Origin of the sequence: Streptomyces sp. NPDC023838, from assembly GCF_040639555.1 — a bacterium.
Taxonomy (GTDB): domain Bacteria; phylum Actinomycetota; class Actinomycetes; order Streptomycetales; family Streptomycetaceae; genus Streptomyces.
Window position 1 is genome coordinate 145,422 of record NZ_JBFAAD010000002.1, and the last position, 21,687, is coordinate 167,108.

A 21,687-nucleotide genomic window follows, 5' to 3' on the forward strand; every position below is an offset into this window, starting at 1 on the left:
CGCTGTGTCCCTGCTCAGCAGGTGTGCGGGGAACGGCAGTCGGGAACAGGCCGCAAGTGACAGTGCGCGGCGATGGGGGCGGCAGTGGCGGACCAACCATTCGACTTCTCACCCGGGGCCCAGGTCCCGCTGCAAGGCGCCGCGGGCCAGACGGCCGCGACCCAGGCCCTGGCCTCGGCCGCCTACCGCGACAGCCCGGTCGCCGACATACTCAAGGCCAACAACGAATGGCACGAGTCGGCCGTCACCAAACCCCGGCTCTCCCTCTTCGAACCCAACCTCGGTGAGGCCTTCTCCCGCGCCGTGCAGTCCCGCATGCTCGGCGCCACCCGCAAGGCGCTCATCCAGTCCTTCGGCACCGAACCGCAGACCGTCGTCGAGCACTGCCTCGCCGCGATCCGCATCCGCAAGGAGCGCGACACCAAGCTCACCCTGGTCACCGGCGTCTTCGGCGTGCTCTTCCTGCCCGGCCTGCTGCTCTGGCTCGGCCTCTTCCAACTGCGCCGCACCCTCGCCGGCGCCAAGGACCGCCGCGTCGGCGCCCTCGGCAACCTGCTGCTCATCGCCTTCGCCGTACTGGCCGTGATCGCCCTCATCAAGCTGCCCTTCGGCGGCTTCCTCGCGATCTATCTGCGAGCCATGCTGATCATGCCCGTCCTCGGCTGGTTCTGGGCCAAGCAGATCTGTGAATCCACCGCCAAGGACCTGCGCGACCGCTGGAACGGCCTCCTCGCCGGCGGCGGAGTCGGCGCCAAGATCCCCGAAGCCGTACCGAAGAACCCGCACGAGACCGCCGCCGAACGACTGCGCCAGAGCCTGGCCAAACTCACCGCCGAACAGCAGAGCAACGCCGTCTTCTACGCCGGCCCCAAGGGCATACTCGGCATGGGCACCCGCTGGGGCAGCTGGCAGCTCGCCGAAGAACTCGTCCCCAAGGACCCCGGCAAGGAGATCCACGGCTTCCGCAGCTGGGACGTCATACGGTCCATCCAGGACCGCCTGCGCATGCTGGAGCGCGGCCCCCTGCACACCGGCGGCTTCCCCAAGCCCTCGGTCAACAACTGGGTCGTCTCCCCCGTCGGCGAGAACGCGAAGGAAGTCGCCCGGCCCACCGGCCAGGACGTCGACAACTTCCAGGTGCGCCAGCACGAGGTCCAGCGCATCTGCAACGAACAGCAGTTCTCCAGCGGCAACCGCCACTACCTGGGCGTGCAGTTCACCCTCTGGGACGGCCAGCTGGTGATCACCATGATGATCACCGTGACCGTGCTCCACGAGACCCTGCGCATCGAGGTCACCGGCCACGCCCTCGGCCCCGTGCACGCCCTGTTCACCACCAAGCCGAGCCCCAAGACCAAGTCGGTCGACAAGACCTTCAAGTTCTGGGAGAAGAAGGAGATACAGCTCCCCCTGGTCGAGCCGCGCGAGGTCGTCCGCCTCGCCGCCCGCGCCCCGCTCACCTGGTACCCGCCGCTCCTCGACCACCTCGGCGGCAAGCTGGTGCTGCCCGAGCCGTTCGGCCTGCGGCACGCCTGGGCCGACAAGCCCTGGCGCCACCGCTTCATGGCCGACGACGCGATGCGCGCGGCCACGCCCGTCCTGCGGGTGGTGCACGCCGCCGCGATGAAGGTCCTGGACGAGAACGGCGTGGACACCGAGCGCTTCAACAACCGCTCGATGATGCTCAGCGGCCTGGTGCAGGACCCGGCGCCGCGGAAGGCGGATCTGTACGACGCGTAGGGGGTCGACGCCTGGTCTTCAGCCCTGGGGCCAGGCGTCGGCGAGCATCTGCCGGGTATCTGCCAGCAGTTGGGGCAATACGCGGGTATGTCCGACGACCGGCATAAAGTTCGTGTCCCCGCCCCAGCGAGGCACGATGTGCTGGTGCAGATGAGCGGCGATACCAGCTCCGGCCGCCGAGCCCTGGTTCATCCCGATGTTGAAGCCGTGGGCTCCCGAGGCCTTGCGCAGGGCGACCATGGCGGACTTCGTGAACTCGGCGAGCTCCACCGTCTCGCCCGCGTCCAGATCCGTGTAGTCGGCGACGTGTCGGTAGGGCACGACCATGAGGTGGCCACCGTTGTACGGGTACAGATTGAGGACGGCGTAGACGTGCCGCCCCCGGGCGACGATCAGCCCGTCCTGGTCCGACATCTCCGGAATCCCGCAGAAGGGACAGCCGTCTCCGGCCTCCGGGCCGGTCGGCTTGTTCTCCCCCTGGATGTACGCCATGCGGTGGGGCGTCCACAGCCGCTGGAACGCGTCCTGGACACCCACCCCGTTCTGCTGCTCGGGATCAGTCGTCATGCATTGCAGCATATGACCTACCCAGCGGGTACGAAGAAGGCCCCCGGGGAGTGATCGCTTCCCGGGGGCCGAACCCCGCATCGGCGGGGACCATAACCGCTGGCCCCGATTCCGGATCTCATGCATCGGGCCACCCCCGCATCGGCGGGGACCAGGTCACGTCACACCTGAACGCGGCGCTCCACCACGTCAACGAGCTTGGCGATCGCTTCGTCACGCGCGATGCCGTTCTCCTGCGACCCGTCGCGGTAACGGAACGACACCGTCCCCGCGGCCATGTCCTCGTCACCGACGATGATCATGAACGGGACCTTCTGCTTCTGCTGGTTGCGGATCTTCTTCTGCATCCGGTCCGAAGACGCGTCGACCTCGATCCGCAGGCCCTTCTTCTTCGCCTCGGCGGCGAACTCCTGGAGGTACTCGACGTGCGCGTCACCGATCGGGATGCCGACTGCCTGGACCGGGGCCAGCCACGGCGGCATGGCGCCCGCGTAGTGCTCCAGGAGCACCGCGAAGAACCGCTCGATGGAGCCGAACAGCGCACGGTGGATCATGACGGGGCGCTGCTTGGAGCCGTCCGGACCGGTGTACTCCAGGTCGAAGCGCTCCGGCAGGTTGAAGTCGAGCTGCACGGTCGACATCTGCCAGGTACGGCCGATGGCGTCGCGCGCCTGGACGGAGATCTTCGGGCCGTAGAAGGCCGCGCCACCCGGGTCGGCGACCAGTTCGAGACCCTGCTTCTCGGCCACCTTGCGGAGCGTCTCGGTCGCCTCCTCCCAGACCTCGTCCGAGCCGACGAACTTGGTCTCGTCCTTGGTGGACAGCTCCAGGTAGAAGTCGTTCAGACCGTAGTCGCGCAGCAGGTTCAGGACGAAGGTGAGGGTGCGGTCCAGCTCCTCCGCCATCTGCTCCTTGGTGCAGTAGATGTGCGCGTCGTCCTGCGTGAAGCCACGGGCACGGGTCAGACCGTGCACGACGCCCGACTTCTCGTACCGGTACACGGTGCCGAACTCGAACAGGCGCAGCGGCAGCTCACGGTAGCTGCGACCCCGCGCGTCGAAGATCAGGTTGTGCATCGGGCAGTTCATGGGCTTGAGGTAGTAGTCCACGCCCTCGTCGAGCTGCATGGGCGGGTACATGCCGTCGGCGTACCAGTCCAGGTGGCCCGAGGTCTCGAAGAGCTTCCCCTTGGTGGCGTGCGGGGTGTAGACGAACTCGTAGCCCTCTTCCTCGTGCTTCTTGCGCGAGTAGTCCTCCATCACCCGGCGGATGATGCCGCCCTTGGGGTGGAAGACGGCGAGGCCGGAGCCGATCTGCTCCGGGATGGAGAACAGGTCCAGCTCGTTGCCCAGCTTGCGGTGGTCCCGCTTCTCCGCCTCCGCCAGGAAGTCGAGGTGCGCCTTCAGCTCGTCCTTCGACGGCCACGCGGTGCCGTAGATGCGCTGGAGCATGGGGTTCTTCTCGCTGCCCCGCCAGTACGCCGCCGCGTTCCGCATCAGCTTGAACGCCGGGATGTTCCGGGTGGTCGGCAGGTGCGGGCCGCGGCACAAGTCGCGCCAGCACAGCTCGCCCGTCTTGGCATCCAGGTTGTCGTAGATGGTCAGCTCACCGCCGCCCACCTCGACGTCCGCGCCGTCGTCGCTCGACGCGGAGCCCTTGATGCCGATGAGCTCCAGCTTGTACGGCTCGTCCGCGAGCTCCTCGCGGGCCGCCTCGTCGGTGACGACGCGGCGCGAGAAGCGCTGGCCGCGCTTCTGGATCTCCTGCATCCGCTTCTCGATGGCCTTGAGGTCCTCGGGCGTGAACGGCTTCTCGACGTCGAAGTCGTAGTAGAACCCGTCCCGGACCGGCGGGCCGATGCCCAGCTTGGCCTCGGGGAAGAGCTCCTGGACGGCCTGGGCCATCACGTGGGCGGTGGAGTGGCGCAGGATGTTGAGGCCGTCCTCGGAGGAGATCTCGACGGGCTCGACCTCCTCGCCGTCCTTCACCTCGTACGCGAGGTCCTTCAGCTCGCCGGCCACGCGGGCCGCGACGATGGTGCGCTCACCGGTGAAGAGCTCGGCAGCCGTAGTGCCCGTCGTCACCACGCGCTCTTCCCGCTCGGAATCGCGTTGGATGATCACACGGACGTCTGACACCGGTCTCTCCTGACTGAAGGGGTACGTACGCTCGTACCGCGTACGCGTAGGAATCCTACCGAGCCGGTGGCGTCCCCCGCGAAACGGTTTGCGCGACCCCGGGCCGCCGCCGCGGCCCTCACTCCTCCCCCGCGCACGCCTCCTCGAAGAAGTCCAGATTCTCGTGGAGCGACTTCATCAGCCGGTCCCGCTCCGCGTCGTCCACCTGGACGGGCACCACTGCGGTCGCACCGGCCAGTCTGCGGAAGCCGCCCCGGCTCTCCAGGCGGCCCACCACCCGGATCGGCAGGCCGACGAGGTGGGCGTGGCCCGCGATCCGGTAGGCCTCCTCGTCCAGCTCCATCCGTACGTACGGGATCTCCGCGCCCGCCAGGACCCGCAGCCGTACGGTCCCCGGCCCGCGCGGGCCGGAGCGCCGCAGCCGGACCACCGCGCCGGTGACCCGGACCGGCTGCGAGGGCTCGGCGCCGCGGTAGCGCGCGCCGGCCTCGCGGAGGGCGGGCAGGTCGCCCGGGGAGAACTCCACCGGCTCGGGGCGCGGAGCGCAGCCCGCCGGGACACCTGCCGCCGGGGCCCACTCCAGGGCGACGCGGACGCCCTCCGAGCCCCACACCAGGGCGAGGACGGCCTCGGTGAGCTCGCGGCTGGCGCCCGCCCCGACGGCGGCGTCGAAGGCTTCCATGCCGCCGGTGGTGCGGCGGTAGTCGATGGCCTCGCGGACGGCGTACAGCGCTTCGTAGAGCCGGACGACGACCGCGCGGCCCGGCTCGACCGGGACGAACGCGGTGAGGCGGCCGCCGGGCGCCGGGCCGACCAGGACGCCTTCGAGCGCGGCGAGTGCCTGCCTGCGATGGCGGGCGCCGTAGTACCCGGCCCGGCCGCGTACGGCGAGGGCGCCCGCCAGGAGCATGCGGTGGGCGGCGCCGCGCAGCCGCTCCTGTTCGGTCCAGGGGGTGGCGCCGGAGGGGCCCGGCGGGGCGTCGCGCCACCAGCGGACCTCGTCGCTGGGCACGGCGAGCGAGACCAGCACCTCGCGTGCGGAGGGGGCGGCCGAGCGGGCCAGCGCGGTGAGCGCCTCGCCGATCAGGTCCTCGCTGTCGGGGTAGGCGCGGCTCTCGGGCACCAGCAGGCTGGTGCCTGGGGCGGTGCCCGCGGGCGGGGTCCAGCGCGCGTACCGCCCGGCCGCGCCGCCGCGTCGCTGCCAACCGTGGCGGTGCAGCAGCACGCCGAGCACGGCCGGGTCCACCTGTGCCGGAACCGGTTCCACGGTCTCCGGCCCGCCGAACTCCCCGCTCGACAGACGCATCAGGGCCTCCCTCCCACCCCGACCCGGGTCATGATCTCGCAGAGCGCGCGATCGTCGAAGATCCGCGAGGTCGGTATCCGCACTGTGGTCCTGCGCCGTCCGGTCACCGCGTGGCCGGCGAGGTTGGTCCAGTAGCAGCAGTGCCGCAGCGCGAGCCGGTCGTGGCCCGCGCGCAGCCACTCGTCCCGGCTCCGGGGGGCGAGCATCACGACCAGGATCTTGTGCACCGAGACGGGGGTGCGGGCCAGCTTCACCAGGTGCTCGTTGTCGAGGGTGAAGGAGAAGGCCCCGCCCGGCGGGTGCGGTGGGATCTGGTACGTGCACTTGAGCTGCACCTTGATCGTGACTTCGTCGTCGACGGTGTGGCCGGGGGCGCTGTGGCTCACGTGCCAGTCGATTCCGTTGTCCGGAAAGGGTTGTGAGAGCGAGCAGCCGGCGGCCGCCGCCACGGCGTGGAGATAGCCCACTTGGAGGGTCTCCATGCAGGCGGTGGTGGCGAGTGAGCCGCGCAGCGGGGCGATCCGTTCAGGCAGGAGCCCGCTCGGCTCGGGCTGGGCGATCGCCATGGCCGTCGTACGCCTTCCGTCAACTTGCGGGCCCGTCACCTGTGTTGTTGCCGGAGGGCGTACGGCGCAAACGGCCCGGGTATCACGGAATCGGGCAGGGGACGCACGCCATCTGCCAAGGGCACAAAGGGAGTTGAACCATGACGTGCTGGTACGAAGGCCCCCTGGCCGCTTTCGACACGGAGACGACGGGTGTGGACGTGGAGCGGGACCGTCTGGTCTCGGCCGCGGTGGTGGTCCAGGACGGGCCGGGTTCGCGGCCCCGGGCGACCCGTTGGCTGGTGAACCCGGGCATACCGGTGCCGGCCGCCGCGACCGCCGTGCACGGTCTGACCGACGAGCACCTCCAGCTCAACGGGCGGTGGCCGGCGCCGGTGATGGAGGAGGTGGCCAGGGCGCTGGCCGAGGAGTGCGCGGCGGGGCGGCCGCTGGTGGTGATGAACGCGCCGTTCGACCTGACGCTGCTGGACCGGGAGTTGAAGCGGCATCGCGCCTCGTCGCTGGCGCGCTATCTGGACGGGGCGCCGCTGCGGGTGCTCGATCCGCGGGTCCTCGACAAGCATCTGGACCGCTACCGCAAGGGCCGTCGTACGCTCACCGATCTGTGCGCGCACTACGGGGTGGAGCTGGACAGCGCGCACGACGCGGCGGCGGACGCGCTGGCCGCCCTGGAGGTCGTACGGGCGGTGGGGCGCCGGTTCGCGGCGCGGCTGGAGCGGCTCACCCCGGCGGAGATCCACGCTCTCCAGACGGACTGGCACGCGGCCCAGGCTCGGGGCCTGCAGGCGTGGTTCACGCGCAACGGGACGCCGGAGGCGGTGGATCCGGCGTGGCCGATGCGACCGGAGCTGCCCGCGGCGGCGTGACCGGCGGACCTTCCGTACATGCGGAAAGGCCGGTCCGTCGATGACGGACCGGCCTTCTCCCGGTGGGCGATACTGGGTTCGAACCAGTGACCTCTTCGGTGTGAACGAAGCGCTCTCCCACTGAGCTAATCGCCCGGGAACGGACTGAACCATACAGGCCCGGGCGGCCTGGGTTCAAACTCCGTTCAGGACGTCGGTCAGTCCCCGCCGGCCGGCGCGCATCATCAGGGCGTGGTTGGCGAGGAAGACGGGCCGCCCGGGGACGGCGAGCCGTCGCATCAGTGGCTTGCGCACCTCGACCTCCTGCTCGTACGTCGCGCGCGTGCCGCCGTCGTACGCGCTCAGCGTCCAGCGCGCCCAGCCGTCCAGGTCGCCGCTCATGGCCACTTCCAGGATTCCGGCCGCCTCGTCGCGGCGCCGCTCGCGGGCGGTGACGACCAGGTCGTAGGGCAGGACGGAGCGGAACCTGGCGGTGCTGGTGCGGTCGTCGACCGGGGTCACCTCGCGGACCTGCGGCCACCAGCGCGGGTAGTCCTCGGCGCGTTCCAGGACCGCGTAGACGGCGGTGGGCGGGGCGGGCAGGTGCCAGACGCTGCGGAACCGGTAGTGGCTCCAGCGGGCGGTTCTCCGGTTCATGGGTCGAGTCTGCGCCGGTGGAGCGGAAGTACACCCGGGCGGGGGCCCCGACTTGCGGGAACGCCGAAGGCCCGGAGATCGTGTCGATCTCCGGGCCTTCGGTCCGGGTGGGCGATACTGGGTTCGAACCAGTGACCTCTTCGGTGTGAACGAAGCGCTCTCCCACTGAGCTAATCGCCCGGGCGCACCGCAAACATTACCGCATGTCAGCGGGGCGTTTGACCATGGTGGCCGGTCCCGCCGGTCACTCGTTGATCTTCCACGGCATGACGAGGCCGAACTTCCAGAGGTAGACCGCGGCGAGCGCCGCCACGATCACCAGGGCGATGGTCGTCAGGATGATGTTCCGCCGCCGCACCTTGGGGTCCAGGGCCCGCTGGGCGGCCTCGGTGACCTTCCGCTTGGTCCAGCGCAGCACCAGCTGGGCCCAGACGAACTCGGTCGCCCATATCCCGATGCCGCCGAAGATCACCAGCCATCCCGGTCCCGGCAGCGGAAGCATGACGATGCCCGCGGCGACCACCGCGAGCCCCACGACGAAGACGCCGACCTGCCAGCTCAGGTGCAGCGGCCTGGACGCCTTGATGAAGGCGGGCGCCCGCGATCCAAGGGCTGCCTCGGACGCACCGGCCTGCTCGTCACTCCCCGTATTCATGTGCTCCAACCTACCCGACCGGGAACCCTCACCAGAATGGCCGCATAACCCAAAGTAATACTCCGCCGTACGAGCTACCTGAACACCCGCAAAACGGCCAGAGGGGTTTACAACGGCACCGTAGGTGGCATGTCGATTTCGCCGACGTGCGAATCCCCGAGCGCACACTGAGCGAAAGGCCCTGGCGCTTATGAACACCACGGTCAGCTGCGAGCTGCACCTGCGCCTCGTTGTGTCGAGCGAGTCCTCACTGCCTGTACCCGCGGGCCTGCGGTATGACACGGCCGATCCCTACGCCGTGCACGCCACCTTCCACACCGGAGCCGAGGAGACCGTCGAGTGGGTGTTCGCCCGCGACCTCCTCGCCGAGGGCCTGCACCGGCCCACCGGTACCGGCGACGTCAGAGTCTGGCCGTCGCGCAGTCACGGCCAGGGCGTCGTCTGCATCGCCCTCAGCTCCCCGGAAGGAGAGGCCCTGCTCGAAGCCCCGGCGCGGGCTCTGGAGTCGTTCCTCAAGCGGACCGACGCCGCGGTGCCACCGGGCACCGAGCACCGTCACTTCGATCTGGACACGGAGCTCTCGCACATCCTGGCGGAGAACTGAGCCAGACCCAGAACCGCACGGCGCCGTCCGACTCGGGGAGACGGCGCCGCGCGGACACCCGCATAGGCACGCCCACCGCATGGCACTCCACCGGCGCCCGGCCCGCGAACACCCCCGCGGGACGGGCGCCGGTGCGCTCGCGCCCGAGCCGCTAGAGTCACCGGGCATCGGCGGGCACCGGCCCGCAGCAGGCCAGGGAGCGAATCGTGCTGATCCCTCACGACACCCGGATCGCCCTCGACATGGTGGTCGATCTGGTGAACACCGCGCCGGAGGGCGAGGAGCCCGACCGGCTCGCCGACATCGAGGCGCTGTACGGCTTCGTACGGGACCACTCCATCAGCGGCGTGGAGAGCCTCACCGCGCGCGACCTGTCCGGCGTACGGACCGTACGGAGCCGTTTCGCGGGTGTTTTCGAGGCGCCGGACGCCCGGGCCGCGGCCGGTCTCGTCAACGAGATCGTGGCGGAGGCGGGCACCACGCCCCAGCTCACCGACCACGACGGCTACGACTGGCACGTCCACTACTTCGCGCCCGGCGCCTCGATCGCGGACCACCTGGCCGCCGACGGCGGGATGGCGCTCGCGTTCATCGTGGTGACGGGCGAGCAGGAGCGGCTGCGCCGGTGCGAGGCGCCGGACTGCGGGCGGGCCTTCGTGGACCTCTCCCGCAACCGTTCGCGCCGCTACTGCGACAGCCGTACCTGCGGGAACCGGCTGCACGTGGCGGCGTACCGGGCCCGGCGCAAGGAAGCGGCGGGCTGACCTCGGGCGGGGTGCTCCCGTACGGCCGGTCACAGCAGGTAGAGGTCGTGCAGGGCCGCCATGAGCAGCAGACAGCCGATCACCCCGAGGAAGATCATCAGTGGTGGCTGCGAAAGGGCGAAGAGGCAGCCGCGCGGCTCGTCGGCCGGGGGCGCGGGGTGCGGTTCTTCGGGCGGCGCGGGGATGTGCCCCGGGGAAGTGTCCAGCATCTCGGGGTGATGATGGACCAGCGGCGGCACCGCGGCGCGCCAACACGCCCACTCGCAGGGGGAGTTACTTCGATGTTGCCGGGCCGGCCCGGCACCGCGCGCCACCCGGGCCCGCGACCGGCGGACGCCCGGCGGGGAATTCGCGAGGGCGCCCGAAATGGCGCCTGGGAGCGCTCCCCCGCCCTGGCTGGAATTCACTCCAACTGGAATTCCGTACAAGGGAATTCATGACCATGAGAATTCGCCGCTCAGGCCGGTGACGGCAAGTTACGGAGTGTCAGATTCCGACGCTCTTTCAGATTCCGCGCCGGGTTCCGTATCACGTGCGCGTCCCCTACCGGGGTTCCGTATCGGATGATCTGATCCCGTGATCAGATCCCGTGCTTCTTCAGGATCGCCTCGATGTCGCTGAAGTCGTCCGCGCCGCCGGGCTTGCCCTTCGCCTTCGGGGCGGGCTGTGCGGCGGACCGGCGTCCGGCGCCCAGGGAGGGCGCGGAGGCCGCGGGGGCGATCGCCTCTCCCCCGGCCGCCTCGGCGGCCCTGCGCTCCTTGCGGGTGCCGCCCTCGGAGCGCCGTTCGACGAACCGGGTGGCGGAGAAGAGCAGCCAGGCTATGCCGAGCAGGCCGAAGCCCGCCCAGACGCTCGGCTTGAACACGATGCCGGACACCCATCCCACGACACCGGTCATGACCAGCGCGACGGGGACCAGCGAGTAGGCGGCGATCCGCGTGGCCGACAGGAAGCGCTTGCGGTACGCCGTGACGGCGGCGATGCCCAGTCCGGCCGCGGACGCGGCGGAGCAGACGGTCTCGGCAAGCATCCGGTTCCTCCAGACATGGGGGGTGTGGCCCTTCCATCCTGCACCGCGCCGGGCCGTCCGGGCCACGGTGCGCCAGGACATCAGGGAGATCTCGGGGACGGATCCTCCCCAGGTCCCGGTTGGGGCCCGTCGGGCGGGGCTGGAAGACTGGCCCCATGAGCGAGACCACCCCCGCAACCACCCCCGAGCCCTCCTCCGGCTCCGCCGCCCCCGTCGTCCTCGACGTGTGGTGCGAGCTCCAGTGCCCCGACTGCCACGCCGCCCTCGACGACGTCCGCGCCCTGCGGGACCAGTACGGCGACCGGCTCGACATCCGGCTGCGGCACTTCCCGCTGGAGAAGCACAAGCACGCGTACGCCGCCGCCCAGGCCGCCGAGGAGGCGTTCGAGCAGGGCCAGGGCTGGCCGTACGTGGAGGCGGTGCTCGCCCGCACGGAGCAGCTGGGCGAGCGGGGCGAGCGCGTGCTGCTCGACACCGCGCGGGAACTCGGCCTGGACGCCGAGGAGTTCGACACCGCCCTCATCGACGGCCGGCACCTGCTGATCGTCGACGCCGACCAGGCCGAGGGCAAGGCGATCGGCGTCACCGGCACGCCCACGTACGTCATCGACGGCGAGCGTCTGGACGGCGGCAAGAGCCAGGAGGGCCTGCGCGCGCGCATCCAGGAGATCGCGGACCGGCTGCTGGGCGGCTGAGCCTCCTGGCTGGGCCTCCTAGAGGAGCGCCTTGGCGCGGTTGTACTCGGTCGGCTCGTACCCCAGCGACTGGTAGAGCCGCACGGCCGGGGTGTTGTCGGTGAAGACGTGCAGGGCCAGCGTGGACATGCCGTCGGCCAGCGCCGCCCGCTCGGCCAGCAGCATCAGGGCCCGGCCGTGGCCCCGGCCCCGGTGCTCCTCGGCGACCGCCACGTCGTAGACGTAGGCGGCGGGCCCCGTCTCCAGCTCCTTGCGGGCCACCCAGACGTGCCCGACCACGGCGTCACCGCTGACCAGCACCTCCAGGCGGACGCCGGATGTGGCCAGGCCGTGGGGCAGCAGGGCACGGTGCTCGGCCTCGGCCTTGGCGCGGGCCTGGTCGGCCGGGATGCCCCGGGCGATCCAGCTGCGGGCGTAGTTCTCCTGCTCGTCGTGGTGCCAGACGGTGAACTCGGCCTCGGTCATCGGGCGCGCGGTGACCGAGGCGGGCAGGGCGGGCGGCTCGGCGGGCAGCCGCTTGACCATGTTGCGGCTGCGTTCGGTGTAGCCGAGCGCGTCGGCCATCCGCAGCGCCGCCACGGCGCCCGCGGGCACCGCCACGCGCACCTGCGTACAGCCCCAGCCGCGCAGCACCTCCTCGGCGGCGAGCGCGGCGACGGTCCCCCGGCCGCGGCCCTGGTCGGGCCCGTCGATGCGCAGGCCGCTGATCACCCCCATGGCGGGGCCGAAGGCCGCGTCGGTGGCGACCGTGATGGTGCCGACGCGTCTGCTGTTCACGCAGACGTCGTACGTACGGGAGGCGGCGCCGTCGGCGCCCTGCTGGAGCGGCCCGGTCGGCCGAATGGTCGTGGTCATCAAGGCCGTTGTACCGGCCGGGCCGCCGTCCGTCACCGGATTTAGCGGGACCGGCCTGCGTTTTTACGGGCCACGGGTTCCGGCTTACGGGTTCCGGGCCACGGGTTCCGGCTTACGGGTTCCGGGCCACGGGTTCCGGCTTACGGGTTCCGGGCCACGGGTTCCGGCTTACGGATCGAGGTCGGACGCGGCCCGCTCGTCGAAGACGCGCATCGCCTTCGCGGTGACCGGGCCCGGCGTGCCCGTCAGGGCTCGCCCGTCGACCAGGTGCACCCCCTGGACGTCCCTGAGGGTGGAGGTCAGGAAGACCTCCTCGGCGCTCTCCAGGACGTCCAGGGGCAGCTCGGTCTCCTGGGCGCCGGTCCACTCCACCACCAGCTCGCGGGTGATCCCGGCGAGGCAGCCGGAGGCGAGCGGCGGGGTGTGCAGCTGTCCGTCGAGGACGACGAAGACGTTGGAGCCGGTGCCCTCGCAGAGGGCGCCGACGGTGTTGCCGAAGAGGGCCTCGGTGGCGCCCTGCCCGTGCGCGCGGGCGAGCGCGACGACGTTCTCGGCGTACGAGGTGGTCTTGAGCCCGGCGACGGCGCTGCGCTCGTTGCGCGTCCAGGGGACGGTGATCACGGCGGTGGTGTCGGGGCGGCGCCGCGTCTCGCCGACCGCGACGACCAGCGTCGGGCCGGTGTCCCCGCGCTCGGAGCCGAGCGGGGAGAGGCCGCCGGTGTAGGTGATCCGCATACGGCCGAGCGCGACCGGGTTGGCGTCGAGGACGGCGGCGCAGGCGCGGCGGACCTCGTCCAGATCGGGGTCGGGCAGCCCCAGGCCACGGGCCGAGCGGGTCATCCGGGCGAGATGGCGGGTGAGCGCGAACGTCGTCCCCTTCTGCGCCTTCACCGTCTCGAAGACACCGTCGCCCACGGTCATCCCGTGGTCGAGGACGGACACCTGTGCGGCGTCGGCGTCCCGCAGTCCGCCGTTCACCCATATCTGCATTTACGCGGTCCTTCCCGTCGGCGTATGCGCGTCCGTCCGCGCGTACGCGCCCGACGCTACCGCGAGCAGCCGCGCCGCCTTCAGCTCGGTCTCGGCCCACTCCCGCTCGGGGTCCGAGCCCCAGGTGATGCCGGCGCCGGTGCCGAAGCGGAGCACGCCGCGGGGGCGGTCGATCCAGAAGGTGCGTATGCCGACGGCGAGCTCGGCCCGGCCCCGGTCGGCGTCGACCCAGCCGATGCCGCCGCAGTAGGGGCCGCGCGGCGCGGTCTCCAGCGCCTCGATGATCCGCAGTGCGCTGGACTTGGGCGCCCCGGTGACCGATCCGGGCGGGAAGGCGGCCGCGAGGAGCTCCCGCCAGCCCGCTCCTTCGCGCAGTTCCCCGCGGACGGTCGAGACGAGGTGGACCAGTCCGGGGTGCGGCTCGACCGCGCAGAGCTCAGGCACGGTGACTGAGCCGGTGGCGCAGACCCGCCCCAGGTCGTTGCGGACCAGGTCGACGATCATCACGTTCTCGGCGTGGTCCTTCTCCAGCAGGTCCTCGGCCGTGCGGCCGGTCCCCTTGATGGGCCCGGACTCGACGACCCGTCCCGTACGCCGCAGGAAGAGCTCGGGCGAGGCGGTGGCGATCTCCACGCCGTGCGCGGGCAGCCGAATCGTTCCGGCAAAGGGGGCGGGGTTGTCCCGGGCGAGCAGGGCGGTGAGCGCGTCGACGTCGGCGGCGGCCGGGTCGGGCAGCGGCGCGGTCAGGACGCGGCAGAGGTTCGCCTGGTAGACCTCGCCGGCCGCGATGTGCTCGCGGATCCTGCGGACGCCCGCGGTGTACGCGGCGCGGTCGAGGGACGACGTCCAGTCACCGGCTGCGGGCCCGCGCCAGGCGCCCGGGACGGGCGCGGGGACGGGGACGGTCCGTACGTCCGCGAAGCGGGCACAGACGAGACGGCCCTCGAAGTCGGCGGCGACCGCCCAGAAGCCGGAGGAGTCCAGCGCCTCCGGGTCGGCGGTCACATCACGGAGATCGGAGGCGAGAAGCCCGCCGAAACGGGCCAGAGGAGCGAGGTCATGCACGGTTGTGAGTCTAGGGGGGCCGCCGTCCCGCCGCCCCGGACCGGGCGCGGACGGGACGTGGACCGGGCGCGGACCAGGGACGACGCCGGGCCCGGGGCGGGCGCGGCGGCGGGTACGGACCGGGCACACCGCAGCACGCTGCGGAAACGCGTTTTTGTGCTGGCCCGGGAATCCGCTAGAGTTCAACACGTCGCCGGGACGCGCAAGCGGAACGGAAACGACAAGCGGACGTGGCTCAGTTGGTAGAGCATCACCTTGCCAAGGTGAGGGTCGCGAGTTCGAATCTCGTCGTCCGCTCGATGTGGGGGATCTTCCCGAACCCCTGCTCTCACTCCTGGTGGAGTGGCCGAGAGGCGAGGCAACGGCCTGCAAAGCCGTCTACACGGGTTCAAATCCCGTCTCCACCTCCAAGGACGATTAGCTCAGCGGGAGAGCGCTTCCCTGACACGGAAGAGGTCACTGGTTCAATCCCAGTATCGTCCACTGGATCTTCTTCGAAGATCTGTACCCGCGCGATTAGCTCAGCGGGAGAGCGCTTCCCTGACACGGAAGAGGTCACTGGTTCAATCCCAGTATCGCGCACGCAGTTCTACCCGGTCCGCAGCCGTCCTGTATGGTTCTGACCGATCCCGCGCGATTAGCTCAGCGGGAGAGCGCTTCCCTGACACGGAAGAGGTCACTGGTTCAATCCCAGTATCGCGCACAGCCCGGAGCCCCCGGCCTTCTCGAAGGCCGGGGGCTTCGTCGTGCAGGGGCCCCGCCGTGCGGGGCCGCGCCGCTCAGGTGCTCAGGACGAGAAGAGCATGTGGCCGAAGCCCTTGTGGCGCTTGTGGCCGTAGTGACCGCCGTGGCCGCCGTGGTGCTGCGGGGCGCCCCAGGCCGGGGCGTGCGGGGCCTGCGCCGGGTACCCCTGCGGGGCCGGGGGCGCGGGGTAGGCCTGCGGGGCGGGCGGCGCCGGCGGGGCCTGCTGCACCCACTGCGCCTCCAGCCGGGTCAGCGACTCCAGCTCCCCGTAGTCGAGGAAGATCCCCCGGCAGCCGCTGCACTGCTCGATCTGGACACCGTTGCGGTTGTACGTGTGCATCGGTGCGTGGCACTTGGGACACTGCATGACCGGCTCAACTCCTCGCCGTTTCTACGATGGGCAGTCAGCACCCTACGTCGGCCGCGGTCACCGGAACTCGGGCGGGAGTGCTGCGATTCGGGTACAGCTCTCGATCATGGCCAGCTCCGCCTCGTCCGGCGTACGGCGCTCGCCCGCGCACTTGGCGAGGGCCAGGGCCGCCGTCTGTACGGTCAGGGCGCGGGCGGGCACGTCGAGTTGGGCCCAGGGGTCGCCCTGAGGGGGGACGGCGGGGCCGCCCGCTTCCCGGTACGCGGCGAGGAAGCGGGCCCAGTCGTCCGGGTCGAGCAGGCCCGCCGCGTACCAGGCGGCCGGGCGCGCCAAGTCCCAGGCGGGGTCGCCGAGTCCCAAGTCGTCCACGTCGATGAGCAGCCAGTCGCCGGTGCCGGCCGGGTGCCGCACGAGCTGGCCGAGGTGGAGGTCGCCGTGGCAGAGCCGGGCGGCGCCCTCGGCCGGGCCGGGGTGCGGGGTCTCGGCCCGGGCCCACACGGGGAGTTGCCCCCAGGCCCGCAGCACGGCGTCGGCCGCCGGCCCCCGGACGCCGGCGCCCCGCATCCGCGCCACGGCCCGGGCGGCCTTGACGGGACCCCGCATGGCGGGCAACGGCCCGGGCAGCGCGTCGGTCGGGGCCCGGTGCAGGTCCGCGAGCAGTCGCCCGGCCTCGGGCCAGGGGGCGCTGTCGGGGTCCGTGGGGTCTACGGGGGTGCCGTGGGGCCAGAGGGTGAAGGGGCGGCGCGGTAGGAGGGCTGCGCGTTCGTCTGCGGGCCGGTGGGGGTTGGGCGCGCAGTTCCCCCCACCCCTTGGGGGGACGGGGGCGGACGGGACGGAGGTCCCGACCGGGGCTTGCTGGAGGGGTGCCAGCAGCACGCCGTGCAGGAGGGGATGTGCGGCGACGGCCAGGCGGACGTCGAGCGCGGCCCGGTCCGTGTCGGGGGCATGCGCCTTGGCCACGACGTGTCCGTGCCGGACGACGGTCCCGTCCGGGCGGTCCGCGAGGACTTCGGTACCGGGGGTGTGCGGCCCGTCCCCCGGCTCGCGCTCGGCCGCCGCACACGCGCCGCACGGGTGGCGGGGTGCTGTGCGGTGGGCCGCCGTGCGGGCGGCCGCGGCCAGGGAAGCGACAAGTGAGTGGGGCATGGGTCCCCCAGCGTACGGTTCGGCCTGCGATGGCTGGGAGGGCCCATCTGCGGAGGTGCCCGGCGGATGGAAGTCCTGGCGCGGTAGCGCGCCCCAGGGCCTGTCCGGTGGGCCCGGTCGGCTTCGGCGCGGGGAACTGCGCGACCAGCCACAGACCAGCCCGCAGCCGAACCACCGGGCCGGCGGCGCACCCCCCGCCCGTACAAAAGGCGTTGCCCGGACGGCTCCCCAGCCGTCCGGGCAACGCCTTTTTTCTGCCGTCCGCCGCACCCCCGTCCCCACGGGGCTGAAAATGGCCGGATGTCCCCGACCCGGTCCGCTCTACCGGGTCCAGGGCGCCGCTCAGCGCCCCAGCATCACGCCCACGGACGACGCTTGTGTGACCACCGCGTCCCAGCCGCCGAAGACGACTGTCAGCAGGGCCGCCAGGGGAAGGGCCATGGCCGTCGCCACCAAGGGGTGGCGCGGACCGGACCGGCGGGCGCCGAACGCTGCGGCGTAAGCCTTGCGTCCCCGCGTGCGGAAAACCGTCCGCGTTGCCATGTCCGCCATGGTCCCTCTCCTGTCGCATTGACAGCGGCGGGCGTCTGACCTCGGGGGACGAGTGCTGCGCCCGCCGCTTGACCTCAACATTAGGGAAACGGCGCACCCCGGTCGTCATGCCCTCGTACCGATTACCGGGCCTCCCAGGGGATGAGTGGACCCTCACTCTCCTACTCCCCTGGGTGGAGACGCGGTCCTAGGACTTGGGGTCTTCCCGGAGGGGACGGGCCTGCGCCTCCGACGCGTCCTCCCGGGGGACGGGCTGTTCGACCAGGGCCAGGACCCGGTTCGCCATGAAGCGCGCGGTGCGCACCACGGTGCCACTGCGGGTGACTTCGCTCACTTCCACCACCCCTCTGCGGACCGCCGTCTCCACCCTGCGACCCGCCCGGCTTGCCACCACTTCGTACGTCCGTGTCGTGTCACCCGCGTCCACGACTATCTCCACGCGGTCACCCTTCACTGATCCAATCCCCCTTCTGCGACGGATCGTTGAGATCACGCTCTCGTCGGCACGCCACGCACGGCGGCTTGCTGACCACTCCTCAAGTTTCCCACCGGGCACTGACAATCGATCGGTGAGTGAGGGCGCGGCCTATGAGCACACCGGCCCGGGGGTACGTAAGCTGTGCCACGTCAACAGGACCGGGCAGCGGGGATGAAAATGGCGATGATGCGGCTCCGGCGCGAGGACCCGCGTGTCGTCGGCTCGTTCCGGCTCCACCGGCGCCTCGGCGCGGGTGGCATGGGTGTCGTCTACCTCGGCTCCGACCGGCGCGGCCAGCGGGTCGCGCTGAAGGTGATCCGGCCCGACCTCGCGGAGGACCAGGAGTTCCGTTCGCGCTTCGCCCGCGAGGTGTCGGCGGCCCGGCGCATCCGCGGCGGCTGCACGGCCCGGCTGGTCGCGGCCGACCTGGAGGCCGACCGCCCCTGGTTCGCGACGCAGTACGTGCCGGGCCCCTCGCTCCACGACAAGGTCGCCGAGGAGGGCCCGCTGGCCGCGGCCGAGGCCGCCGCGGTGGGCGCCGCGCTCTCCGAGGGCCTGGTGGCGGTGCACGAGGCCGGTGTGGTGCACCGGGACCTCAAGCCCTCCAACATCCTGCTCTCCCCCAAGGGCCCCCGGATCATCGACTTCGGCATCGCCTGGGCGACCGGCGCCTCCACGCTGACGCACGTCGGCACGGCGGTGGGCTCGCCGGGCTTCCTCGCGCCCGAGCAGGTGCGCGGCGCGGCGGTCACGCCCGCCACGGACGTCTTCTCGCTGGGCGCGACGCTGGCGTACGCGGCGATGGGCGACTCGCCCTTCGGGCACGGCAGTTCGGAGGTCATGCTCTACCGCGTCGTGCACGAGGAGCCGCAGCTGCACGGGGTGCCGGACGCGCTGGCGCCGCTGGTGCGGGCCTGTCTGGCCAAGGACCCCGAGGAGCGTCCCAGCACGCTCCAGCTCTCGATGCGGCTCAAGGAGATCGCGGCGCGGGAGGCGCAGGGCGGCGGCCTGGACGCGCGCCCGCCCGCCCAGCGCGACCGCTCCGAGGCGGAGCGCCCCACCGGGCGGCTGAACGAGCGCACCGAGCGGTACGAGCACGACGAGCGCACCCAGCGCTACACCGACACCGGGCGGGGTACGGGGGCCGGGCAGCGGGGGGCCTCGCGGCCCTCGGCGCCGCGCACCGGGGGCTCGCGGGCGCCCGCGCCGCGCAGCGGGGCGCGCCCGGCGAGCCGTACCAACGGGACGAACGGCCGGCCCGGCACGCGTCCGGGTGCCCGGACCGGCACGGGACGGCTGCGCCCGGCCAACCCCCGGCTGTTGCGGCAGCGGCTCATCGTGTTCTTCGTCGTCACGCTGATCGTGGCGCTCGGGATCGCCGCCGCGCAGCAGCTCTAGGGCCTGTCGTCACATTCCCGTCGTCGCCCGAAGGGCGGTCCGGCGGCGTCTGGTGCGTGCTCTCGGCGCGCCGGGCGAGAGCCCTCGTACTGGACGTACGCGGGCTTTCGCCCGGTGCGGCGAGAGTGCGTGCCAGGCGTCGCAGGACAGACGGGAATTTGACGACAGGCCCTAGGGGCCTGGCGGTTGCTTCGCGGCTGCGGGCCGTCGGTGGCTGGTCGCGCCCACGCGGCGGAGCCGCACATGTCACAGCCCCGCGACGCTTGAGTGCGCCCCTGCGGCGCGATCACCCCGCAGGGCGCGCTACTCGGGGCGGCCCGTCGGGTGCGCCCCTGCGGGGACATCACCCTGCGGCGTGCTACTCCGGGCGGCCCGTCGCCACCGCGTAGAAGGCCACCGCCGCGGCCGCGCCCACGTTGAGCGAGTCGACGCCGTGGGCCATCGGGATGCGGACCCATTCGTCGGCCGCCATCAGGGCCTGGGTGGAGAGGCCTTCGCCCTCCGCGCCGAGCATCAGGGCCACCTTGTCCAGCCGGTGGGGCGCCGCCTCGTCGATGGCGGAGGCCTTCTCGTCCGGGGTGAGGGCGAGCAGCCGGAAGCCCGCCTCGCGCACGGTCGCCAGCCCCTTGGGCCAGGACTCCAGTCGCGCGTACGGGACGGAGAAGACCGCGCCCATGGAGACCTTCACCGAGCGGCGGTAGAGCGGGTCGGCGCAGTCCGGCGAGAGCAGCACGGCGTCCATGCCGAGGGCGGCGGCGCTGCGGAAGATCGCGCCGATGTTCGTGTGGTCGTTCACGGCTTCCATCACCGCGACCCGGCGGGTCGTCGCCAGGATCTCCTCCGCGGTCGGCAGCGGCTTGCGCTGCATCGAGGCGAGGGCGCCGCGGTGCACGTGGTAGCCGGTGACGCGCTCGGCGAGGTCGGGGCTGACCGCGTAGACCGGCGCGGGGAGTTCGTCGATGACGTCGCGCATGACGTCGACCCACTTGGCGGAGAGCAGCATGGACCGCATCTCGTAACCGGCGTCCTTGGCCCGCCGGATGACCTTCTCGCCCTCGGCGATGAACAGGCCCTCGGCGGGCTCGCGCTTGCGCCGCAGCTCGACGTCGGTCAGGCCCGTGTAGTCGCGCAGGCGCGGGTCGTCGGGGTCGTCGATGGTGATGAGATCAGCCACAGGGTGATACTGCCTTGTCCTGGGTGTGGTGCCAACGGCCCGGACCGAGATCCGTTACCGCGGGTTACGTGGTCGGGAGCGCGGGACCCACGGCGACCACGTCACCGATCACGATGACGGCGGGCGGCCGTACGTCCTGCGTGGTCACAGTCTCCCCCACCGTCGCGAGGGTCGCGTCGACCCGGCGCTGGGCCGCGGTGGTGCCCTCCTGGACCAGGGCCACCGGGGTGTCGGGGTTCTTGCCGTGCGCGATCAGCGTCCGGGCGATCGCGCCGATCTTGTCGACGCCCATCAGGATCACCAGCGTGCCGGTCAGCCGGGCGAGCGCCTCCCAGTCGACGAGCGAGCGCGCGTCGTCGGGGGCCACATGCCCGCTGACCACGGTGAACTCATGCGCCACGCCCCGGTGGGTGACCGGGATCCCGGCCGCGCCCGGCACCGAGATGGAGCTGGAGATACCGGGGACGACCGTGCACGGGATGCCCGCCTCGGCGAGCGCGTGGAGCTCCTCCATGCCGCGGCCGAAGACGTACGGGTCGCCGCCCTTGAGCCGGACCACCGCCTTGCCCGCCTTGGCGTGCTCGATCAGCGCGTTGTTGATGGCCTCCTGGGCCATGAACCGGCCGTACGGGATCTTCGCGGCGTCGATCACCTCGACGTGCGGCGGGAGTTCGTCGAGCAGGTCGCGCGGGCCGAGCCGGTCGGCGATGACGACATCGGCCTCGGCGAGCAGCCGGCGGCCGCGCACGGTGATCAGGTCCGGGTCGCCCGGGCCACCGCCGACCAGGGCGACGCCCGGGGTACGGGTGCGGTGGTGCGGGGCCACCAGGGTGCCGTCGCGCAGGCCCTCCACCACCGCGTCACGGATGGCGGCGGTGCGGCGGGGGTCGGGGGCGCCGCCGGTGAGGACGGCGACCGTGACGCCCTCGGTGCGGCCGGTGGCCGGGGTCCAGGCGGTGGCCTGGGTCGCGTCGTCGGAGCGCACGCACCAGACGCGATGGCGCTCGGCCTCGGCGGAGGCGAGCCGGTTGGCCTCGGCGTCGCTGCTGGCGATCAGCGCGTACCAGGCGTCGGCGAGGTCGCCCTCCTCGTACGGACGGCGGTGCCAGGTGATCTCACCGGTGTCCGCCATCGCCTCCACGGAGGGGGTGGCGCCCGGGGAGACCAGGACGACCTCGGCGCCGGCCGCGATCAGGGCGGGGAGGCGGCGCTGGGCGACCTGGCCGCCGCCGATGACGACGACGCGGCGGCCGGTGAGGCGCAGGCCTACGGGGTACGCGGGGTGTTCTGCCATGGCGGGTGGCTCCTGGTGCGGCGTCGGCGGGCGTCGTCGGAGGAAGGGGGCGTC

23 protein-coding genes and 7 tRNA genes are annotated in these 21,687 nt (G+C 72.0%); 11 read left to right on the forward strand and 19 right to left on the reverse strand.

The annotated features are described in order from the left end of the window. The first annotated feature begins 84 nt into the window (after positions 1–84). Positions 85–1,740 carry a hypothetical protein gene (locus AB0G17_RS02880; protein ID WP_361374814.1) on the forward strand — a complete coding sequence of 552 codons (1,656 nt, stop codon included), beginning with the start codon at positions 85–87 and terminating at the stop codon, positions 1,738–1,740. Positions 1,741–1,758: 18 nt separating this feature from the next. Here AB0G17_RS02880 and AB0G17_RS02885 read toward each other — a convergent pair whose 3' ends face one another. From AB0G17_RS02885 to AB0G17_RS02900, 4 genes are all read right to left on the reverse strand, one after another. Beyond that, positions 1,759–2,319, reverse strand: a complete 561-nt coding sequence (locus AB0G17_RS02885; RefSeq protein WP_361374816.1) for an HIT domain-containing protein — start codon at positions 2,317–2,319, stop codon at positions 1,759–1,761. A gap of 149 nt (positions 2,320–2,468) precedes the next feature. Further along, positions 2,469–4,445, reverse strand: coding sequence for a threonine--tRNA ligase (gene thrS / locus AB0G17_RS02890; RefSeq protein WP_361374818.1), 1,977 nt, complete (start codon positions 4,443–4,445; stop codon positions 2,469–2,471). A gap of 118 nt (positions 4,446–4,563) precedes the next feature. Continuing rightward, entirely contained in the window at positions 4,564–5,751 is a 1,188-nt protein-coding gene (locus tag AB0G17_RS02895; protein WP_361374820.1) for a hypothetical protein, read from the reverse strand. After that, on the reverse strand, positions 5,751–6,317 hold the full coding sequence (locus AB0G17_RS02900; protein ID WP_361374822.1) for a DUF4365 domain-containing protein: 567 nt from the start codon (positions 6,315–6,317) through the stop codon (positions 5,751–5,753). The genes AB0G17_RS02895 and AB0G17_RS02900 overlap by 1 nt, the downstream gene beginning before the upstream one ends. Positions 6,318–6,457: 140 nt before the next feature. Between AB0G17_RS02900 and AB0G17_RS02905 the strand changes: the two genes are divergently transcribed. Further along, positions 6,458–7,183, forward strand: a complete 726-nt coding sequence (locus tag AB0G17_RS02905; RefSeq protein WP_361374824.1) for a 3'-5' exonuclease — start codon at positions 6,458–6,460, stop codon at positions 7,181–7,183. A gap of 63 nt (positions 7,184–7,246) precedes the next feature. Here the strand turns inward: AB0G17_RS02905 and AB0G17_RS02910 are convergent. The 4 genes from AB0G17_RS02910 to AB0G17_RS02925 all read right to left on the reverse strand — a co-directional run bounded on the left by AB0G17_RS02910 (position 7,247) and on the right by AB0G17_RS02925 (position 8,474). Next, positions 7,247–7,318: transfer RNA gene (locus tag AB0G17_RS02910), tRNA-Val, on the reverse strand. Positions 7,319–7,357: 39 nt separating this feature from the next. Next, a complete protein-coding gene (locus AB0G17_RS02915) occupies positions 7,358–7,819 on the reverse strand; it encodes an SRPBCC family protein (protein ID WP_361374826.1) in 462 nt (153 codons plus the stop codon). Positions 7,820–7,927: 108 nt separating this feature from the next. Continuing rightward, a tRNA-Val gene (locus tag AB0G17_RS02920) sits at positions 7,928–7,999 on the reverse strand. Between the two features lie 64 nt (positions 8,000–8,063). After that, positions 8,064–8,474 carry a TIGR02611 family protein gene (locus AB0G17_RS02925; RefSeq protein ID WP_361374828.1) on the reverse strand — a complete coding sequence of 137 codons (411 nt, stop codon included), beginning with the start codon at positions 8,472–8,474 and terminating at the stop codon, positions 8,064–8,066. A gap of 190 nt (positions 8,475–8,664) precedes the next feature. On the opposite strand from AB0G17_RS02925, the gene AB0G17_RS02930 reads away from it, so the two are divergent. Both AB0G17_RS02930 and AB0G17_RS02935 read left to right on the forward strand, forming a co-directional pair. After that, the gene (locus AB0G17_RS02930; protein WP_003987206.1) at positions 8,665–9,078 is read left to right on the forward strand and encodes an SsgA family sporulation/cell division regulator; all 414 of its coding nucleotides are present in this window, start codon (positions 8,665–8,667) and stop codon (positions 9,076–9,078) included. A 206-nt stretch (positions 9,079–9,284) separates the two neighbouring features. Continuing rightward, positions 9,285–9,842, forward strand: a complete 558-nt coding sequence (locus AB0G17_RS02935; RefSeq protein WP_361374830.1) for a CGNR zinc finger domain-containing protein — start codon at positions 9,285–9,287, stop codon at positions 9,840–9,842. A gap of 29 nt (positions 9,843–9,871) precedes the next feature. Here the strand turns inward: AB0G17_RS02935 and AB0G17_RS02940 are convergent, their stop codons facing one another. Both AB0G17_RS02940 and AB0G17_RS02945 read right to left on the reverse strand, forming a co-directional pair. After that, positions 9,872–10,051, reverse strand: a complete 180-nt coding sequence (locus AB0G17_RS02940; protein WP_361374832.1) for a hypothetical protein — start codon at positions 10,049–10,051, stop codon at positions 9,872–9,874. A gap of 371 nt (positions 10,052–10,422) precedes the next feature. Beyond that, complete coding sequence (locus AB0G17_RS02945; protein ID WP_361374834.1) at positions 10,423–10,872, reverse strand: hypothetical protein; 450 nt, start codon at positions 10,870–10,872, stop codon at positions 10,423–10,425. Between the two features lie 155 nt (positions 10,873–11,027). Between AB0G17_RS02945 and AB0G17_RS02950 the strand changes: the two genes are divergently transcribed. Further along, complete coding sequence (locus tag AB0G17_RS02950) at positions 11,028–11,567, forward strand: DsbA family protein (protein ID WP_361374836.1); 540 nt, start codon at positions 11,028–11,030, stop codon at positions 11,565–11,567. Between the two features lie 18 nt (positions 11,568–11,585). On the opposite strand, the gene AB0G17_RS02955 is transcribed toward AB0G17_RS02950, so the two are convergent. From AB0G17_RS02955 to AB0G17_RS02965, 3 genes are all read right to left on the reverse strand, one after another. Beyond that, the gene (locus AB0G17_RS02955) at positions 11,586–12,422 is read right to left on the reverse strand and encodes a GNAT family N-acetyltransferase (protein ID WP_361374838.1); all 837 of its coding nucleotides are present in this window, start codon (positions 12,420–12,422) and stop codon (positions 11,586–11,588) included. A 168-nt stretch (positions 12,423–12,590) separates the two neighbouring features. Beyond that, positions 12,591–13,412, reverse strand: a complete 822-nt coding sequence (locus tag AB0G17_RS02960) for an aminodeoxychorismate lyase (RefSeq protein ID WP_361374840.1) — start codon at positions 13,410–13,412, stop codon at positions 12,591–12,593. Further along, a complete protein-coding gene (locus AB0G17_RS02965; RefSeq protein ID WP_361374842.1) occupies positions 13,413–14,477 on the reverse strand; it encodes a chorismate-binding protein in 1,065 nt (354 codons plus the stop codon). A gap of 224 nt (positions 14,478–14,701) precedes the next feature. Here AB0G17_RS02965 and AB0G17_RS02970 point away from each other — a divergent pair. The 5 genes from AB0G17_RS02970 to AB0G17_RS02990 all read left to right on the forward strand — a co-directional run bounded on the left by AB0G17_RS02970 (position 14,702) and on the right by AB0G17_RS02990 (position 15,180). Next, positions 14,702–14,774 (forward strand) — tRNA-Gly (locus AB0G17_RS02970). A gap of 39 nt (positions 14,775–14,813) precedes the next feature. Beyond that, a tRNA-Cys gene (locus tag AB0G17_RS02975) sits at positions 14,814–14,887 on the forward strand. 1 nt (position 14,888) lies between these two features. Then, positions 14,889–14,960: transfer RNA gene (locus AB0G17_RS02980), tRNA-Val, on the forward strand. Between the two features lie 27 nt (positions 14,961–14,987). After that, a tRNA-Val gene (locus AB0G17_RS02985) sits at positions 14,988–15,059 on the forward strand. A gap of 49 nt (positions 15,060–15,108) precedes the next feature. Then, positions 15,109–15,180: transfer RNA gene (locus AB0G17_RS02990), tRNA-Val, on the forward strand. 84 nt (positions 15,181–15,264) lie between these two features. Here AB0G17_RS02990 and AB0G17_RS02995 read toward each other — a convergent pair. From AB0G17_RS02995 to AB0G17_RS03010, 4 genes are all read right to left on the reverse strand, one after another. After that, entirely contained in the window at positions 15,265–15,588 is a 324-nt protein-coding gene (locus tag AB0G17_RS02995; protein ID WP_361374844.1) for a zf-TFIIB domain-containing protein, read from the reverse strand. 60 nt (positions 15,589–15,648) lie between these two features. Beyond that, on the reverse strand, positions 15,649–16,737 hold the full coding sequence (locus AB0G17_RS03000) for an aminoglycoside phosphotransferase family protein (protein ID WP_361374846.1): 1,089 nt from the start codon (positions 16,735–16,737) through the stop codon (positions 15,649–15,651). Positions 16,738–17,079: 342 nt separating this feature from the next. Continuing rightward, positions 17,080–17,289 carry a hypothetical protein gene (locus AB0G17_RS03005; RefSeq protein WP_361374848.1) on the reverse strand — a complete coding sequence of 70 codons (210 nt, stop codon included), beginning with the start codon at positions 17,287–17,289 and terminating at the stop codon, positions 17,080–17,082. Between the two features lie 187 nt (positions 17,290–17,476). Beyond that, on the reverse strand, positions 17,477–17,743 hold the full coding sequence (locus tag AB0G17_RS03010; RefSeq protein ID WP_190089580.1) for a hypothetical protein: 267 nt from the start codon (positions 17,741–17,743) through the stop codon (positions 17,477–17,479). A gap of 201 nt (positions 17,744–17,944) precedes the next feature. Here AB0G17_RS03010 and AB0G17_RS03015 point away from each other — a divergent pair, with 201 nt between their 5' ends. After that, a complete protein-coding gene (locus AB0G17_RS03015; protein ID WP_361374850.1) occupies positions 17,945–19,165 on the forward strand; it encodes a protein kinase in 1,221 nt (406 codons plus the stop codon). Between the two features lie 358 nt (positions 19,166–19,523). Here AB0G17_RS03015 and AB0G17_RS03020 read toward each other — a convergent pair whose 3' ends face one another. Together AB0G17_RS03020 and cobA are read right to left on the reverse strand one after the other, a co-directional pair. Further along, on the reverse strand, positions 19,524–20,339 hold the full coding sequence (locus tag AB0G17_RS03020; RefSeq protein ID WP_361374852.1) for an RNA methyltransferase: 816 nt from the start codon (positions 20,337–20,339) through the stop codon (positions 19,524–19,526). Positions 20,340–20,403: 64 nt separating this feature from the next. Then, positions 20,404–21,633 carry a uroporphyrinogen-III C-methyltransferase gene (gene cobA, locus AB0G17_RS03025; protein ID WP_361374854.1) on the reverse strand — a complete coding sequence of 410 codons (1,230 nt, stop codon included), beginning with the start codon at positions 21,631–21,633 and terminating at the stop codon, positions 20,404–20,406. Positions 21,634–21,687 lie beyond the last annotated feature (54 nt).

Bases quoted from the DNA above. Each gene is read 5' to 3' on its own strand.
- AB0G17_RS02905 (WP_361374824.1), top strand. From the start codon at position 6,458: ATGACGTGCTGGTACGAAGGCCCCCTGGCCGCTTTCGACACGGAGACG.
- AB0G17_RS03000 (WP_361374846.1), bottom strand. From the start codon at position 16,737: ATGCCCCACTCACTTGTCGCTTCCCTGGCCGCGGCCGCCCGCACGGCG.
- AB0G17_RS02945 (WP_361374834.1), bottom strand. From the start codon at position 10,872: ATGCTTGCCGAGACCGTCTGCTCCGCCGCGTCCGCGGCCGGACTGGGC.
- AB0G17_RS02885 (WP_361374816.1), bottom strand. From the start codon at position 2,319: ATGCTGCAATGCATGACGACTGATCCCGAGCAGCAGAACGGGGTGGGT.
- AB0G17_RS02955 (WP_361374838.1), bottom strand. From the start codon at position 12,422: ATGACCACGACCATTCGGCCGACCGGGCCGCTCCAGCAGGGCGCCGAC.
- AB0G17_RS02930 (WP_003987206.1), top strand. From the start codon at position 8,665: ATGAACACCACGGTCAGCTGCGAGCTGCACCTGCGCCTCGTTGTGTCG.
- AB0G17_RS03015 (WP_361374850.1), top strand. From the start codon at position 17,945: ATGGCGATGATGCGGCTCCGGCGCGAGGACCCGCGTGTCGTCGGCTCG.
- AB0G17_RS02925 (WP_361374828.1), bottom strand. From the start codon at position 8,474: ATGAATACGGGGAGTGACGAGCAGGCCGGTGCGTCCGAGGCAGCCCTT.
- AB0G17_RS02915 (WP_361374826.1), bottom strand. From the start codon at position 7,819: ATGAACCGGAGAACCGCCCGCTGGAGCCACTACCGGTTCCGCAGCGTC.
- AB0G17_RS02995 (WP_361374844.1), bottom strand. From the start codon at position 15,588: ATGCAGTGTCCCAAGTGCCACGCACCGATGCACACGTACAACCGCAAC.
- AB0G17_RS03005 (WP_361374848.1), bottom strand. From the start codon at position 17,289: ATGGCGGACATGGCAACGCGGACGGTTTTCCGCACGCGGGGACGCAAG.
- AB0G17_RS02900 (WP_361374822.1), bottom strand. From the start codon at position 6,317: ATGGCGATCGCCCAGCCCGAGCCGAGCGGGCTCCTGCCTGAACGGATC.
- AB0G17_RS02940 (WP_361374832.1), bottom strand. From the start codon at position 10,051: ATGCTGGACACTTCCCCGGGGCACATCCCCGCGCCGCCCGAAGAACCG.
- AB0G17_RS02960 (WP_361374840.1), bottom strand. From the start codon at position 13,412: ATGCAGATATGGGTGAACGGCGGACTGCGGGACGCCGACGCCGCACAG.
- AB0G17_RS02950 (WP_361374836.1), top strand. From the start codon at position 11,028: ATGAGCGAGACCACCCCCGCAACCACCCCCGAGCCCTCCTCCGGCTCC.
- cobA (WP_361374854.1), bottom strand. From the start codon at position 21,633: ATGGCAGAACACCCCGCGTACCCCGTAGGCCTGCGCCTCACCGGCCGC.
- AB0G17_RS02895 (WP_361374820.1), bottom strand. From the start codon at position 5,751: ATGCGTCTGTCGAGCGGGGAGTTCGGCGGGCCGGAGACCGTGGAACCG.